The 14,532-nt window shown below is 47.6% G+C and carries 15 protein-coding genes; 5 read left to right on the forward strand and 10 right to left on the reverse strand.

Features of this window, described 5'->3' with window-relative positions; all coding sequences use genetic code 11:
• Window positions 1–22: 22 nt before the first annotated feature.
• The 3 genes from AC1931_RS03675 to umuD all read right to left on the reverse strand — a co-directional run bounded on the left by AC1931_RS03675 (window position 23) and on the right by umuD (window position 3,321).
• Entirely contained in the window at window positions 23–1,531 is a 1,509-nt protein-coding gene (locus AC1931_RS03675) for a sigma-54 interaction domain-containing protein (protein ID WP_483875874.1), read from the reverse strand.
• Window positions 1,532–1,618: 87 nt separating this feature from the next.
• Window positions 1,619–2,887, reverse strand: a complete 1,269-nt coding sequence (gene umuC, locus AC1931_RS03680; RefSeq protein ID WP_483875875.1) for a translesion error-prone DNA polymerase V subunit UmuC — start codon at window positions 2,885–2,887, stop codon at window positions 1,619–1,621.
• Window positions 2,884–3,321: a translesion error-prone DNA polymerase V autoproteolytic subunit gene (gene umuD / locus AC1931_RS03685; RefSeq protein ID WP_483875876.1), complete on the reverse strand. Its 438-nt coding sequence runs from the start codon at window positions 3,319–3,321 to the stop codon at window positions 2,884–2,886. Before umuD ends, umuC begins: the two co-directional genes overlap by 4 nt.
• A gap of 390 nt (window positions 3,322–3,711) precedes the next feature.
• On the opposite strand from umuD, the gene AC1931_RS03690 reads away from it, so the two are divergent.
• Together AC1931_RS03690 and AC1931_RS03695 are read left to right on the forward strand one after the other, a co-directional pair.
• Window positions 3,712–4,377, forward strand: a complete 666-nt coding sequence (locus AC1931_RS03690) for an SOS response-associated peptidase (RefSeq protein ID WP_483875877.1) — start codon at window positions 3,712–3,714, stop codon at window positions 4,375–4,377.
• On the forward strand, window positions 4,377–4,706 hold the full coding sequence (locus AC1931_RS03695; protein ID WP_483875878.1) for a YrrC family ATP-dependent DNA helicase: 330 nt from the start codon (window positions 4,377–4,379) through the stop codon (window positions 4,704–4,706). The genes AC1931_RS03690 and AC1931_RS03695 overlap by 1 nt, the downstream gene beginning before the upstream one ends.
• A 168-nt stretch (window positions 4,707–4,874) precedes the next feature.
• On the opposite strand, the gene AC1931_RS03700 is transcribed toward AC1931_RS03695, so the two are convergent.
• The 5 genes from AC1931_RS03700 to AC1931_RS03720 all read right to left on the reverse strand — a co-directional run bounded on the left by AC1931_RS03700 (window position 4,875) and on the right by AC1931_RS03720 (window position 8,359).
• Complete coding sequence (locus tag AC1931_RS03700) at window positions 4,875–5,201, reverse strand: hypothetical protein (RefSeq protein WP_483875879.1); 327 nt, start codon at window positions 5,199–5,201, stop codon at window positions 4,875–4,877.
• A 54-nt stretch (window positions 5,202–5,255) separates the two neighbouring features.
• On the reverse strand, window positions 5,256–5,990 hold the full coding sequence (locus AC1931_RS03705; protein ID WP_483875880.1) for a DNA-binding protein: 735 nt from the start codon (window positions 5,988–5,990) through the stop codon (window positions 5,256–5,258).
• 72 nt (window positions 5,991–6,062) lie between these two features.
• Entirely contained in the window at window positions 6,063–6,935 is an 873-nt protein-coding gene (locus tag AC1931_RS03710) for a hypothetical protein (protein ID WP_483875881.1), read from the reverse strand.
• On the reverse strand, window positions 6,922–8,124 hold the full coding sequence (locus tag AC1931_RS03715) for an Arm DNA-binding domain-containing protein (protein WP_483875882.1): 1,203 nt from the start codon (window positions 8,122–8,124) through the stop codon (window positions 6,922–6,924). Before AC1931_RS03715 ends, AC1931_RS03710 begins: the two co-directional genes overlap by 14 nt.
• The gene (locus AC1931_RS03720; RefSeq protein WP_483875883.1) at window positions 8,117–8,359 is read right to left on the reverse strand and encodes a hypothetical protein; all 243 of its coding nucleotides are present in this window, start codon (window positions 8,357–8,359) and stop codon (window positions 8,117–8,119) included. The genes AC1931_RS03715 and AC1931_RS03720 overlap by 8 nt, the downstream gene beginning before the upstream one ends.
• A gap of 225 nt (window positions 8,360–8,584) precedes the next feature.
• Between AC1931_RS03720 and AC1931_RS03725 the strand changes: the two genes are divergently transcribed.
• The 3 genes from AC1931_RS03725 to AC1931_RS03735 all read left to right on the forward strand — a co-directional run bounded on the left by AC1931_RS03725 (window position 8,585) and on the right by AC1931_RS03735 (window position 9,915).
• Window positions 8,585–8,797 (forward strand): helix-turn-helix domain-containing protein, encoded by a 213-nt coding sequence (locus tag AC1931_RS03725; protein ID WP_483876164.1) that lies wholly within the window; start codon window positions 8,585–8,587, stop codon window positions 8,795–8,797.
• A gap of 479 nt (window positions 8,798–9,276) precedes the next feature.
• On the forward strand, window positions 9,277–9,612 hold the full coding sequence (locus AC1931_RS03730; protein ID WP_483875884.1) for a hypothetical protein: 336 nt from the start codon (window positions 9,277–9,279) through the stop codon (window positions 9,610–9,612).
• 51 nt (window positions 9,613–9,663) lie between these two features.
• On the forward strand, window positions 9,664–9,915 hold the full coding sequence (locus tag AC1931_RS03735; RefSeq protein WP_483875885.1) for a hypothetical protein: 252 nt from the start codon (window positions 9,664–9,666) through the stop codon (window positions 9,913–9,915).
• 148 nt (window positions 9,916–10,063) lie between these two features.
• Here AC1931_RS03735 and AC1931_RS03740 read toward each other — a convergent pair whose 3' ends face one another.
• Both AC1931_RS03740 and AC1931_RS03745 read right to left on the reverse strand, forming a co-directional pair.
• Window positions 10,064–12,610 (reverse strand): phospholipase D-like domain-containing protein, encoded by a 2,547-nt coding sequence (locus AC1931_RS03740; protein ID WP_483875886.1) that lies wholly within the window; start codon window positions 12,608–12,610, stop codon window positions 10,064–10,066.
• Window positions 12,607–14,214, reverse strand: a complete 1,608-nt coding sequence (locus tag AC1931_RS03745; protein ID WP_483875887.1) for a hypothetical protein — start codon at window positions 14,212–14,214, stop codon at window positions 12,607–12,609. Before AC1931_RS03745 ends, AC1931_RS03740 begins: the two co-directional genes overlap by 4 nt.
• Window positions 14,215–14,532: the final 318 nt, after the last annotated feature.

Below are 14,532 nucleotides of genomic sequence, written 5' to 3' on the forward strand. Positions count from 1 at the left end.
GTATCAGCAATTGACGTGCCAATCAGACTTCAATGTTTAGCTTGGTCATCCAATTGGAAAGGGTCTGATAGTTTGGCAAGCCTAGCAGTTTAGCTGCTTTGCTTTTGTTACCACCGGCTTCTTTGAGGGCACGGCGTAGATAGTGAGATGAGGTAATGTCTAGAATTTCTTGGAGTTTGAAATCTCCCCCCAGGTTTTTTTGGAGGATATCATCATTTTGTTTTGATGGGTTAGACAGAAGTGCCGTACTTACATCTTTTTCCTCAATCACGCTGTCCTGAGACCATACGCAGATTCTCATGATAGTGTTTAACATCTCTCTAGCATTTCCAGGCCAATCGTGATGAACCATAATCTTTTTTGCATTAACAGAAAATCTCTTGTGCTTGTAGTTTGGTCCACTGGATAGTTTGTCGTTCACCTGCTTGAGAATTGCGTCCAAAAGTAGACTGAGGTCGCCATGTCGCTCTCTAAGTGGTGGAAGCCTGAGTATGATTACGGCGAGTCTGTAAAATAGATCTTCGCGGAAATTTCTTTCGATCATTTCTGTCATCAGATTGCGATTCGTAGCAGCGATGATTCTGACATCCACCCCTCTTTCGAGGGGGTCTTTAAGTCGCCGAATTTTTCCATCGTTGAGAGTACGCAGTATCTTGACTTGCGCCGCAAGGGGCATCTCACCGACTTCATCCAAAAACAAGGTTCCCCCGTTGGCCTGTTCGAAATAGCCGGCATAATCCTGGTCAGCTCCGGTAAAAGCCCCCTTTTTGTGCCCGAAAAACTCAGATTCAAAAAGTTCGTGAGGTATTGCTCCGCAGTTCACGGCAATGAACGGCCTGTTTGTGCGCGGACTTTCTTTGTGAATTGCTCGGGCAAACAGTTCTTTACCGGTACCCGTTTCCCCTTCTATAAGTACGGGAACGTCACGTTGTGAGGCAAGGCGCGCCTGCGCGATCAGGGTCTTCATTTCGGGGCACTGGTGAACAATTTCATTAAACGCCCCCATGTCTGAGACAGCACCGGCGCTAAGCTGTATCAGGCGATTGTCAGAGCCTTTGGAAATGTCAGGAATGAACTCCGTAAAGATATTGAAAGGCATCTGGACATATTCCAGGCCCTGTCTTAATGAGGTCTGGATGAGTAATGCGTCAGGATAAAGCCCTTTAGCCAGCATGATCCATACAGCAGCCATCGCCGGTGTTCCAGGGCTGAGATGAAATACAGGTATGATTTTTTGTCTAGCAGATGTGCGGACGGCTTCGACATGGGTTCTTGCGGCAACGTAGATTGCCGCAAAGTCGATGGGGCTAGGCAGTTTTACTGGAAAAATCGATATACGGCTCCCGCATTTCTCCGCAAGCCACTGTCGGTATTTTTCAGCGTCCCGTTCTGGTCCGTAATTGTTCAGCAGTGCAATGTGATCAAAACTATCAGCGATAACGGCCCCAGCGATTGGTCCGAGGCCTTCTCCCTTTCCCGCTGCAGCATCAAAATCATGACCACCAACCCAGGCGAATAAAGTTTTTGACATGGTTTTGTCCTCCTCCACACGCCTAAAGTATAAATATTTTTGTTTTAATACAAATAATATTTCAAAAAATATTTACGCCGCCGAACTTCATCCTCTCACCACCGGCAAACACTCCCAGCGTGTCGTATAGGCCGGTGATTTGAGATCCTGCTTCATGTACCAGTCTTTCTTCGGGCGCTGCCCACCGAACCAGATCTTGCCAATGCCGGTGTTATTGATGTTATCGATAGCGAACATGAGTCGATCAGCGGTGTCGGTATCGTCGGGTTGACCAAACAAGGGGTATTGCATCTGCTGTTCGGGGGTAAAGTCACCCAGCATGACACCGGCCTTGGCGTAACGGTGACCCTCTTTCCAGATCCGCTCAAACAGATTGGTTGCCATACCGGCCAGCTGCCGGGTATCGGAGGTGGGTTGAAAAAAACGGCCGGTGACGGCATTGCCGTAGTAGGGTTCGTTTTTGTCAAAGGGGCTGGTGCGGATAAAAGCAGTCATGACGGTTGCCCGTTGTTTCTCTTTTCTGAGTTTTGCGGCGGCACGGGCGGCAAACTCGCAAAGGGCCTGGCGGACCTGGTTTTTGTCGATGATCTTCTCGCCGAAAGAACGGGAACAGACGATCTGTTTTTTTGGCGGGGTGATCTCTTCCAGATCCAAGCAGGATTCGCCGTTCAGTTCCATGACGGTACGTGCCATGACCACGGAATATTTCTTGCGGATGAAGCGGGTATCCATCCGCGCCAACTGCCCTGCAGTGGTAATACCGATGTGGGCGAGACTTTCCGTATGACGACGACCTATCCCCCAGACTTCTGATACCGGGGTGATATCGAGCAAACGCTGCTGGCGTAGTGGATCGGACAGATCCACAACACCACCGGTTCGTTTGAATTTCTTGGCTGCATAGTTGGCAAGTTTAGACAGGGTCTTGGTGGGGGCAATACCGACGCACACGGGAACACCCACGTCCTTACCGACGGTCTGTCTGATCTGGTGGCCATAGGTTTCAAGATGGGTGATACCGCTTACATCCAGAAAGGCTTCGTCAATGGAATAAATTTCAACCCGTGGGGAGAAGGTTTCCAGGGTCTGCATCACTCTGGTAGAGATGTTGCCATAGAGGGTATAGTTGCTGGAGAAGATGCGGATCTGATGTTCTTTGATCAGATCCCTGACCTTGAACACCGGGGTTCCCATCTTGACTCCCAGATCCTTGACCTCCTGGCTACGGGCAATGATACAGCCATCATTGTTTGACAGCACCGCCACTGGAACCTGTTTCAGGTCGGGACGGAAGACCCGCTCGCAACTGACGTAGAAGTTGTTGCAGTCAACCAGGGCGAAGACTTTATCCGTCATGGTTTGCGCAGGGAATGGATAACGGTGGTGACCACACCGAAAATTTGCAGGTCCTCCCCTTCGGGAATCACCAGCGGCAGGTAGTTCTTGTTCATCGGCATCAGCCGTACCGTCGGTTTGAGTTCCAGCCTTTTTACGGTCAACTCTCCCCCGTATTCGGCAATCACCACATCGCCATGACGGGCCTCCAGAGATCGATCAACCACCAGCACATCACCGGGAAAGATCCCGGCATCAAGCATTGAATCGCCCGAAGCCCGGACAAAGTAGGTGGCGGCGGGCTTGGTGATACACAACTCATTCAGATCCAGACTGCGCTCGCAATAGTCGGAGGCCGGCGAGGGAAAACCGGCAGGCACCCGATCGAGATACAGGGGGATATTCAGATTTTCCGGTGGCACCTGATCGGCCCGACCGAGTAGAATGGCTTTCATATTGATCTCCTGACGGCAGTTTTTACCCACGAAGAATACGCTGCCTAGATGACACAATATGTCACTAAAGTGAAGCAGATTGATCTGATTTTTTTTCTGCTGAATTTTTCTGCTGAATTTTTCTTGCCCATCAATCCAAGTTGGAGTAATCTTCAAATCAAGGGGCAACATTGCTTCCTAAAAACCCTTCGTGCACCCCCCCTCCGCACGAGGGGTTTTTTTATTTTATGCCTGTCACCAACAATCGAGACCGCATGATCAGGTGACGGAAGATGTTTCACAACTCGACAGAAGCTTTCTTGGCGATGGCATGATAGAAAACGCCTCCATCTACATTAGCTGTTGATACAGTGATAACTTGTTGATCATTACTATGATGGAGAGGATATCATGTGCGGACGCTTCGTACTCACCACAACCGCGGACCAAATCCAGCATAACTTTGGCGTCGAGGATGTTCCTTCCATCGTCCCGCGCTACAACATCGCTCCCACCCAGGACATACTGGTGATCCGGCAGAACGGTGGCGGCTCCCGATACGCTGGAATGCTGCGCTGGGGGTTGATCCCCCTCTGGGCTAAAGACCCTGCCATTGGCAACAAGATGATCAACGCCCGCAGTGAGACCGCCCATGAAAAACCATCATTCCGCAATCCGATCCGTTATCACCGCTGTTTAATTCCGGCCTCAGGGTTTATCGAGTGGGGGCAAGAAAACGGCAGCAAACAGCCCTGCTACATTCATCGAAAAGATGGCGCACCCCTCGCCTTTGCCGGGATCTGGGACAGTTGGAAAGGGGCGGAAGGAACCATCGAAAGCTGTAGCATTCTGACCACCGCGGCCAACACCCTGGTCGCGAAGATTCACGACCGGATGCCGGTGATTCTGTCCGCGTCCGAATACGACCAGTGGCTGGATCGGCAGATCACCGAGGCAAAACAGCTTGAAGCCCTCTACGCCCCCTTCCCTTCTGATCTGTTACAGGCAATCCCGATTTCTACCAACATCAACAACCCCCGTCATGACAGCCCCGACTGTCTGGAACCGCTGAACTGATGGCGCACCATCCCGACAATCCCCTGGAACGTCTGGCCCGTTCGATTGAACGGGTAAGCTTCCATGCGCAGGAGTCGGGCTGTTGTGTTCTCCAGGTCAAGGTCCGTGGTCAGCGTGAACTGATCACGGTAGTGGGCTCGGCAGCGTCTGTCAGACCCGGCGAATATGTCGAGTGCACCGGGGTCTGGCACAACGACCGCACCCATGGCCTGCAGTTCAAAACCAAACAGTTGCAGATTGTGCCCCCACCATCCTGGAAGGCATTCAGAAATACCTGGGATCAGGGAGGGTCAGAGGCATCGGTCCCCACTTTGCCGGGGTGCGGTTGATAACTAGGGGAGCAGGTCTTTACCGTGACCGAAAAAAACCGAAAAACCTGCATTGAAATTTCGTTTTCATAAGCCTTCGCAGTTGTTCATTCGATTGTAAGAGATCTGGTGTGATGAACGTGCTGAAAATTTTCAATTATCGATAGTGTGGTACTAACCAAATAGCTGTTACTGATCATCATCTCCATTTCCAATAAATAATAAAGTGTTTCGAGAATCATCTGAATCACCAAGTTGCTGTTTGAGCTTTTTCAGGTTCCAGATGTGCCGGTCAAGCGAAAGATTGTTGGGAAACAGAACCAGATGTCCATCTCTGTTGTTCTCGTACAGTTTTACGAATTCCTTATTTGCTTCAAGGTTGACTGAATCTGCTATCAAATTCGTAGCCATTAAAGTGAAAGCGAACGCAAACTGAATGGACATTTCACCGGATGTGAAATATTCATCGATAACTAATCGAAACATATCCACTGCTTCTTCTACATTTTTCTCCATACGCTAAATCTCCTTTTGCTTAATGATCAGTTTACTCTCAGCCAGTTTTAGTTTTCAAGCAACACCTTCCAGCCTATCATCCAGAGCAGCAAGCCGGCTCTCCGCTTTCATCAGAGCTTCGCGCAGGTCGGCAGCCTTCTGCTTGGCTACGGCGGCTCGTTTTTCGGCATCAGCATACTGGTTCCGTGATTGTTCCAATTCCGTTCGGAGATTGTCACACTGCTTCTCAAGTTTGATGGTATGTGCTTCTGCCATGGCGAGCTGGTGTGCTGTTCGGGCGTTGTCCTGCCCAAGCATTTCTGCTTTGTCTTGCACTTGCCGGTTAGCTTCCTGCTGTTGGACCAGGCTCTGCTGTAGATGAGCGATGGCATGATCGGCAGCCGCCTGCGCTTTGGCTGATTCCGATCGTTCCTGATCCCGCTCTTCGCTCAGCTCCTTCAAGCTGGCAAGCAGTCTCTCAACCTGATCTTCCATCAGCGCCAAAGAGTCAAGGGCTTCCTGTTCACGCCGTTTCAATCCCTGGATCTGATCATGTAACAGCTGGGTGTTTTGGCTGATTCTATTTGTGATCTCGGTGTTGATGGCCGCCAGCAGAGAAGCAGACAATCCGGTGGTGGATGCCAGGGCTTTTTGTGCATCGATCTCTTCCACCTGGTTCATCAGTCTGTGCACCGTTGACATGCCGCCACCGGTGATGGCCAGGACATTGCGACGACTGATGCGTTCCCCTTGTTCTTGTAATGTTTCAATCGCCTGCTGGACTACTTCCAGCGTAATTGGTGCTTTCATTCTGTTCTCCTTGCGTACCGGTAACGTTACAGTGATAACGCTACCGTAACGTTACCGGAATCATCTGGGTGTTCAGCAAGCATGACTGACAGATGGGGCTTTGTTGGCCATCTGCATATCAAGCCCGGCACTCAAGCGATCACAACAGGCCACCAGATCAGCCATGTCGTACTTGGGGACCGGCTTGTTGATTTTCCAGGTCAGCAGATAACGCAACTCCTGCGCTCCTTGTGCCCACTGTTGCTCCATCCTGCGCAGATAGGGTGAGAGAACCTCCAGGGTTAACTTGTCATGATCCATACAGCTGCCCAGGGAGGTACGCGTCATCAAATTGGTCATGGTCATGATTTTCCCAATATCATGAAACAGCATGGCGACGATGCCCAGTTCATAACTGTCCCGGGGAAATTCCCGATGGCGTTCCAGCATCTGAACACTGTCAAGGCTATGATGCAGCAGGCCACCAGGGTAATTGTGGTGATGACGCAAGCTGGCCGGAGCAGAGATAAAAGCAAAGGCAATTCCGTCATCCGCCAGCACCGCCTCGACAAAGTCCTGCAGAACCGGAATGGTGATCTGACGTAGGACATATTTCAGATCAGATAGTAAATTGGGGATTGGGCAAAGACTCTGAGGAATCAATCGAAGCACCTCCCCTACTCTTTTTTCACGGACCGGCATGATGCGACTCAGGTATGCTCGCAGCTGCCCATTGAAAACACGGGTGGTCCCATCGACCTGAACCAGCGCGTAATTGGGAAAATAAAGTCCCCGATAGATGTTTTCATCCCAGACATAGGCAGGGAGTGATCCACTGCTGTCCTCCATGGTAAATTTCAAATAGGGATGACCGTACCTCGATTCACAATAAACGGCATCGCGCAGGCGAAATGTGCTGGAAAAAACTCCCGGTTGATTCACTGTCAACATCTCAATGCTGTGCATAACTTCCACCTCCATTAATCTGCGCATTTATCAGGTTCTCAAAAGCTGAACCATCTTTTCTGGTAAGATTTGGAACGAACCGGGAATAAACCGTAAACAGCATGGCCGTGGTACTGTGCCCCATCTGCCTGGCAATCCATTCAGGATTTTCTCCGGAAGCAAGCCAAAGTGTTGCCGTGGTATGACGCGTCTGATATGGACGACGTGTTTTCATTCCCAGCATTTTCAAGGTTGGGTACCAAATGCGTTTAGTAATGTTGCAATGATCAAAGGGAGAGCCATTACGGTTACAAAAAACAAATTCACTTTTATTGCCGGTGACCTCCCACTGCCTTTTGAGTGCCTGGTAAACAAGGTCAGACATCTGGATTTCTCGAATAGATCCGGGCGTTTTGGTACTCTCTTCGCGCATTCGAACCAGAGTTTCACGGACCAGTATTTCCCGCCGATGAAAATCCACATATTTCCATTTCAGACCGTCAATTTCACCGGTACGCATCGCTGAGAAAAACCGCACCGTGTAATAATTCTGAAAATCCTTTCGAACAAATTTCAAGAAATGCCGAACTTCATCAACGGTAAAAGGGTCAATATCTGTTTTTGGAATTCTCAGTGGTTTGATTCCTCGAAAAGGAGTGTTAAAATCAAACCTGTCAGCTGCATCATTCAAAATCATACGTAAAGACGTCATGATGTGATTGATCCGCATAGGCGATAACCCCGTCTTTTTTCCGATAACAACTTTGGCGAGTGAGGATCGGAATTTGAGGATGTCACCTTTGGTGATGCAGCTGACGTTCATTTCACCAAAACGTGGAAGCAAATGCTTATCAAGGATGCCCCGAACCGTTTCCTGATGAGACCGTTTCCAGCGCACCAGATTTTCTTCAAACCATTCTTCGGCAAAAACATTCAATACAGGTATATCACCACAAACCGAATGAAGCTCTGCGGCAGCAACTGAGCTGTCCTGTTTCAACTTTTCGAGATTGCTGCTGCTGGGAAAGTACTTTTCGTACTGAAACGTGCCGTTCTTTATTTCCCGGTCTATCTGAGACATGAATGTTTCCAGTTTTTTACGATTGTCTGGGGAATCGGGAAGCAGGGTTTGCTCTCGGCACCGATAGCCTTGATAGAAGAAATCAAACTGGAGCTTTCCCGTTTCCTTTCTTACTCTGACTTTACCCATTGAAAATACCTCCGTTTGCCATAGGGATGGCTGGAATTTGCTCTGCTGATGCCATGACCATATCCTGTTCAATTTGTTCCCAGATGTAGAGGACCCGTCGCCGGCCGAATGGGCGAATATAGTGAATGCCTTCAAGAAAAACTGCATCTTTGAGAGCACTCCGGATGTAGCGTGCGTCATAACGTAAACGTGTTGCCAATTCTTCTGTAGTCATGTAGGTTTTCTGTCCGTTCATAATTTTCTCCTTTTTGAAGTATGCTCAGATCGAATATGGGCCCTTTAAATTTATATAAATCATATATGATTCATAAAAATCTGTCAAGTTCATTTCAGCATTTTTGTTCATAATTGATTTAAATTTCCTTCCTGGGCGCAAATATTCAGTGAAAAGCTTAAAAAATTCCGCTATGCTTGAAGAAAAAAGGAGGATGAATTGATTCGTTTTCACTTAAAAAAATTGATGTCTGATTGGGAGTTTCGGGAAGGACGCCGACTTTCCATTGGTGAACTCGCTGAGAAATCTCAAGTTACGAGACCAACCTTATCCAGAATTTTAAATCAGAGGGGTTACAATACGACGACAGACAATATTGGACGCCTTTGCGCATTTTTTGGTTGCCGGGTGGAAGATATAGTTGAATATGTTTCTGATGATGAGGTCTGTAACAATTGATTAAATAGGAATTATTTTGTTAGGTTTCCTAATGATGTGAAGTCGAGTAAAATTTAGACAATGAAGAAGATGTTTTGTTGATGTTTTCAACACTCCCTACATTTAATAATTTGCTGTTCTGTTGACCATCAGTGAAGAAATGTGCTGGGGGATGTTTCTGCATATGGGTTTTTAAATTTACTAACGAATTTCCAGACAACTCACTTGCACTTGCTTATTCTGATCAAAACCATCCAAGAGATCTTGCGGAAATCCATCCAACTTTTATCAGCCAAGCCTTCCCAGGCTGGAAGCCACAGCACCATTTTTTATAGATAGCCTGAATTTGAAGTAACCATGCCGGCCCTCTTATACGTTCCTTAGGTCACCTAAACGGGGGGCATAGCAACTGACGCTTCTACGATTGCCGCGTTGCGAAAAAATACTTATTTCGTGAGCCTTCTTTGTTTAAATGGCATTGGAAAATCTATGGTACAAAAATGGACCAAATAGCAAACACTAATCTCACTGACAAAGACATCCCTGCGCCAAATGCTGAATACTGGGGCGTCATTGACCGCTTCGCCCGTTCCTTTGATGGGTATGGTTGTTGGGGATCGTTTGATCAGTGCTCCGAGATCGGCAATAACAGCTTGCAGTCTTGGCAAGAGAAAAAGGGCTTGCCACTCTCACAAACGGAGTTGAGAACTTGTTTGTTTTTTGAGCAAAGGCGTTGGCGGCATTTTGAGAAGCATCCCGATCGCGAAGCTATGATTTACATCCACGCTCTTGTCGAGGCAATACGAAGCAAAGTACAGGAAGGTGAAATCTACTGATTTGGCATCCAAAAAAAAGCGGCAGGTTCACTTTAGAGAGGTACAGCAGGCATGAGTGACGATAACAAACAGAAAAACGGCCAATTGCCGTCGGAAAGAGTCCTATATCGCGGTTTTGAAGGTGGTTCAATCTATACTTCAGAGAATGACGGAAAGTTTCTTGTAATTATTGATGAAAGCTCCATGTCTGCCCTTCTTCCGGCAGATGACCTTGAAGGAATAAAGTTGGTGGACGTTATTGAGTTTGGGTCGGAACTAGAGCGTTCTGAATATTTGATGAGTCGTTTTGGTCCATCTCATTGAAAATCTTGTGACTAGATGGAAGTTGCTGTTAAACCATTCTCAGTAAATTTAGCCAAACTCCCTAAGCACAAACGTATGTAAAAATGTTTCAACCTGCCTTGGATCTTTATCTTTATCGACTGTGCTACACAAATATTCTGCCTACCTTTTAACTCTCCAGAATTATGTCCAGATTCCTTTTTAGCTCTGCTGAACTCTCGGCTGCAATACGTAGATTAACATAGTAATTTTTTCTTGCAACCTTCCTTGTTTCCCCGCGAAGGTGTAAATAGGCTTCCATTGTTGACGCTGAGCCCATGCCAGCAACAACACCCCAACCTGCCACAGGGTGCCATATATGATCTCCAATAAGGTGATTTTTTGACGATTGCTCTTTGAGTAATGTCTCTCTGTTGTTTTTCAATATTTGTTCGATAGTGTCTACAGCAATTGCTAGGCGGGGAGCTTCTGAGGCAATTAATTCACGTGCCCTTTCTACATCAAGCCGCGTTACAAGAGAAGTGAGTTTTCCTATGGAGGTATCTGTTCGCATTATCTCACAACTGTAAACCTGATAAATATTGATGGCCCTCTCGAACTTATCATTATCTTGCTCCCATGATAGCCGAGCTAAGACTGCCAAAAGGGCTACCCATAGGGTGCCATCACCTACGACCTGAAGGAATATGTCATCTTGTCCATTCGTTAGATAACGTTTCCTGACCTCGGCAAGCAGGCCAACGTCTTCACATTCTGTCCGCTGCCGGTTTAATAAAATATCAACGACACGTGTCACAATAGCTCTGGCTTCCTCCGCGTTCAACCAGCCACCCCGTTCGCCTAACAGGGCTATCGCTAAAGGATACGCTGCAGCCTGAACAAGCTTAGTGGCAGTACAATCTTTGGAGAATTCTGGGGCTGAAAATTTATCAAAAAATCTGTCCAGATCATCTTTTAGTCGCTGTTGATGTCGAGTTGTTGGCGGCTCACGTTCTTTTGGTAACGGGTTCCCAGTGATTCGTGATTTACTTCCCTCTCCGCTTGGATCATTCTCGGAATCTTCAGGGTTTGCTGTGGAGCCCTCATCTTCACTAGGCTTAGTTGTCTCGACTTCTTCAAACAACGCCCTCATAATTCCATTCATCGAAAGATGGATGCCAGTGCCTGACTCTTTTGCCAAGTCCCCTTTGCTGGCATCCAAATCATCCAAGCTTTTTACTAGATCTTCCGGCTTTACCGGTTCGGCTGCCGGTTGATCGTTTGTTCGTCTGTCTTGAACTTTGCGCTTTGGAGGATCACGGTAGGCGGCACTTTCTGAAAAAATTGATGCAGAGATCATTGCTAGGTCAGAAATGACTTTTTCATGTTCAGATGTCGTTCCTGACTTGGGCAAATTCTTGAACGGTTCTGCTGGCGGCTTAATCTGGGATGCACGGATGATGGCATCCATATCATTGATCCAGTGCAGTGGGGTTTCGTAAGTCATTTCACCGAGAATAACTCGGACCTTGGCTAGGCCTGTGGTTTCTGGCCAAGCGATCGTTTCAGGTATGAGTCCTGTGAGCAGTCCGTTGTCCCCTACATCAAGATGAATATTTACGCCTTCAGGTCCTAAAAAGACTGTAGTCGCATCTGCGCTTAATGCCTGGTTTAAAAAAACCTCTAAATACCCCTGACCCCGATACAAATATATGGCTTTGACCCAATAACTCGGAGCCATTCTTTTTATTATTTCAGTAGAAGTAGTGCGCTCTATGCCAATGCGTATTTCCGGAATTGATGACAAGACATCTACAAAATCGTCTTCATTCGCGTTGTCATATACCTGTATGAGTTCAATGTTCCCTTTCCCTTGAACTGGTGATCTTAACCAGGCAGCACCTGAACAATTTGCTGAACCGACAATGGCAGCGGAACCATCTGGCCCGTCGAACCAATAAAATTTTGCGTGGAGCATTTGGCTACCAGAAAATGGTGCCAAACTCACTTTCGCAGGGCATTGATCAATTTTGCTTTTAACAAAAGAAGCATTTCCCGGAGAAACTGCCACAACACACTCTTTAATGCCAAACTCATCGTGGCACCAGGTAATAAACGCTCCCCCTTCATCTGTTGACCCAGTCAGCGCCAGCATGCGATTAAAGCGGCGACCCGCCCAGCGACGTTGAAGTTGGGTTGACAAAGATTCCATCGGCTTCGTCATGAGAATTGTTGAAGTCCCTTCTTCGGTGGCAGCCAACCAAGGGTAATCCCGTAAACGATCCAGCGCATTTCTACCTACCTCGGATGTTAGGTAAGGAGATACATTTTCCAGAATATGGTGTACCGCTGCAGCCGATCCCGGCTGGTGAGCCTCTAATCGTAGCTGATATGCTAGCTCTCGATTACCGCCCCATCCACCAAAGGTTAAATTACCTGACCCCAACAACAGTCGCGCACCTTTGCCACCAACCCGTAACAAAAGCTTAGGATGAAAAGTACCGCTGGTTTCTGCCGGGGCGAGCAAGTAACTTTTCCCCAGATAGTTGAACTGACCTGCATAGCGGGTTACCGCATTCTGCAATTCATGTTGATCCCCCACGACAGTGATATCCGTGCTTCCCCCATAACCGAGGTCCCTTAAAACAATTCGTTCAAAAAACAAGGGATCGAATGAATAAGTCAACGCAAGCGCTCTGGCGAAAGTATATTCACGGCAAAACTGACGAGGATTCATTTCTCACTCCCGCAGCGATTTAAGACTTCGTAGCCATGGTCCAATGCTTCCCGACCCTTCGGGGTAAGACCGTCCTCGTTTAGAAACCCTAACTGACCCAACCAGCCAATAGCATCTGAGATTCTGGACGCCATCCGTCCTCCCTCATAGGACCGAGACCGATGTTGCCAATGTTCTCCGTCACATAACAGAATGGCGACATCCTTGTTCATATCAGCAAACATGCGAGACCAAGCGATGCGTAAATGTTGATCAACTGTCCGTTGGATAAGCCAGGAAATGATATCAGCAAGGATTGGATTTTCAGCGTTCCAAAGCTCCAATTGAGGAATTAACACCTCTCTAAAACCGAATCTGGCCAGACCTGCCTGCAACAATATCCTCATGTGGGGAAATGCTTCTGGGTCATCATTTGCCACTCGGTTTTGGCATAATAACCACACTACTGGCAATATGCCTGCTGCCAACGCCCTGTTCTTCAAAGTCTTCTCAATCAGGACGTTTTCATCTAGGTTCCCTTGCCATCGGTATAACCCGCGAGCAGCTCTTTTGTTGTGAAGCAGCGCTGTCACCCGTTCAGATAGAGTTCGGAAATGTATTGTAAATATTGTTTCCTCCTCCGCCAAAAGGCCCAGGGTAGACAAAGCTTCATTGCAACTTTCACTGGATACCAGGCTGTGGATGATTTCATTGTGATGCACTGCCCCTTCAAAGCTGCCCAGCTCATTACAAACCAATCCAAGTACGGCTTCATGAACAACAGCCAGAGAATCACGAATCCTGTAACAAAGATATCCATCAAGAACCGAGGTTAGATGACTAGGCAGAGGCGTTTCGTCGGCCAAAGCAGCATTAAAGATATCGTCTTCTACAGGTTTCCGCTGGTGCTGTTTGGCAAGTTCGAGAAACAGTGAGTAGGCTCCCACGCGTCTTAATTCCCGAGAAGCCCATTGTTCTGCAGGGTGGGAAGGCATGAGGGCCGACAACAAACAGGAGCTTTCAGTATCACTGATTTCCTCCAGATTAATAGCCTGCCCCAACTCAGCAAGGACATCCCTAGGGATATTCGAAACATTTGGATTCTCTTTTAAAATGTTGAAAAAACGAGTGTTCTTGATCAGATCCTCGAATGTGAGCGCTAATGGAAGACCTCTTTCCTGGGTTAAGCCTGGTGATCCGTTGTCCTGAGAAAAACCCAGCAATAAATTGTATGAGGTGCCCGCATAGAGGGTAAAACCGGGTTGGTCGACTAGGGGGGTCAGATCGATGGAATCCCCACCTGCGACAATTACATCCAAAGCCTTAGTGACCCCAGGAAGATAAAGCAGTTGACGGTTAACCAAAAGGGTTGCCAGTATGATGGCAGTTTCGACCCGAAAAGCGAATTCTCTAAAGGAATCTTGGGAGTTGGGAAGCCCGGATTCACCAAATGTCTTGATGATCCAGGCCCGAATCGAGAGAAAGCGGATTCGGGGTGTGACGGTTGTAATTCCGATCAGTTGGTAGGTACTGATTGCATCGACGGGCAATCGTAATCCTGTCAGATCTAAACCATTGGTTGGTTTACTTTGATTCTCAACCCATTCAGGTGCTGTGTCAGGCATAGATTATGAAATCCCCCCCAAGGAAGGCCTTATTGTGAATGTTTTCAAATCTATATGAAACTAGTGACCAAGTCAAAGCAATGATTGTTGAGCACCTTCCCCCGGTCGCCAGACTGAGTAGGTTTCTAATAGGCCAGGGTTTGTAGGAAGGTATCGTTTAGTCCGCCGAAGAAGGCATCAAGCTGAATGAAGAACAATAGGTGAGAATATTATCTTCAACACAATAAGTGGAAAGTGGAGGCTGATTGAAGCGCCTTGATAACAGAGAAAAACCCGATACAATGAGCTTTAAAGAGTGACGATTTTCACATAGGAATC

This window comes from Pelovirga sp. C15f (assembly GCF_057178085.1).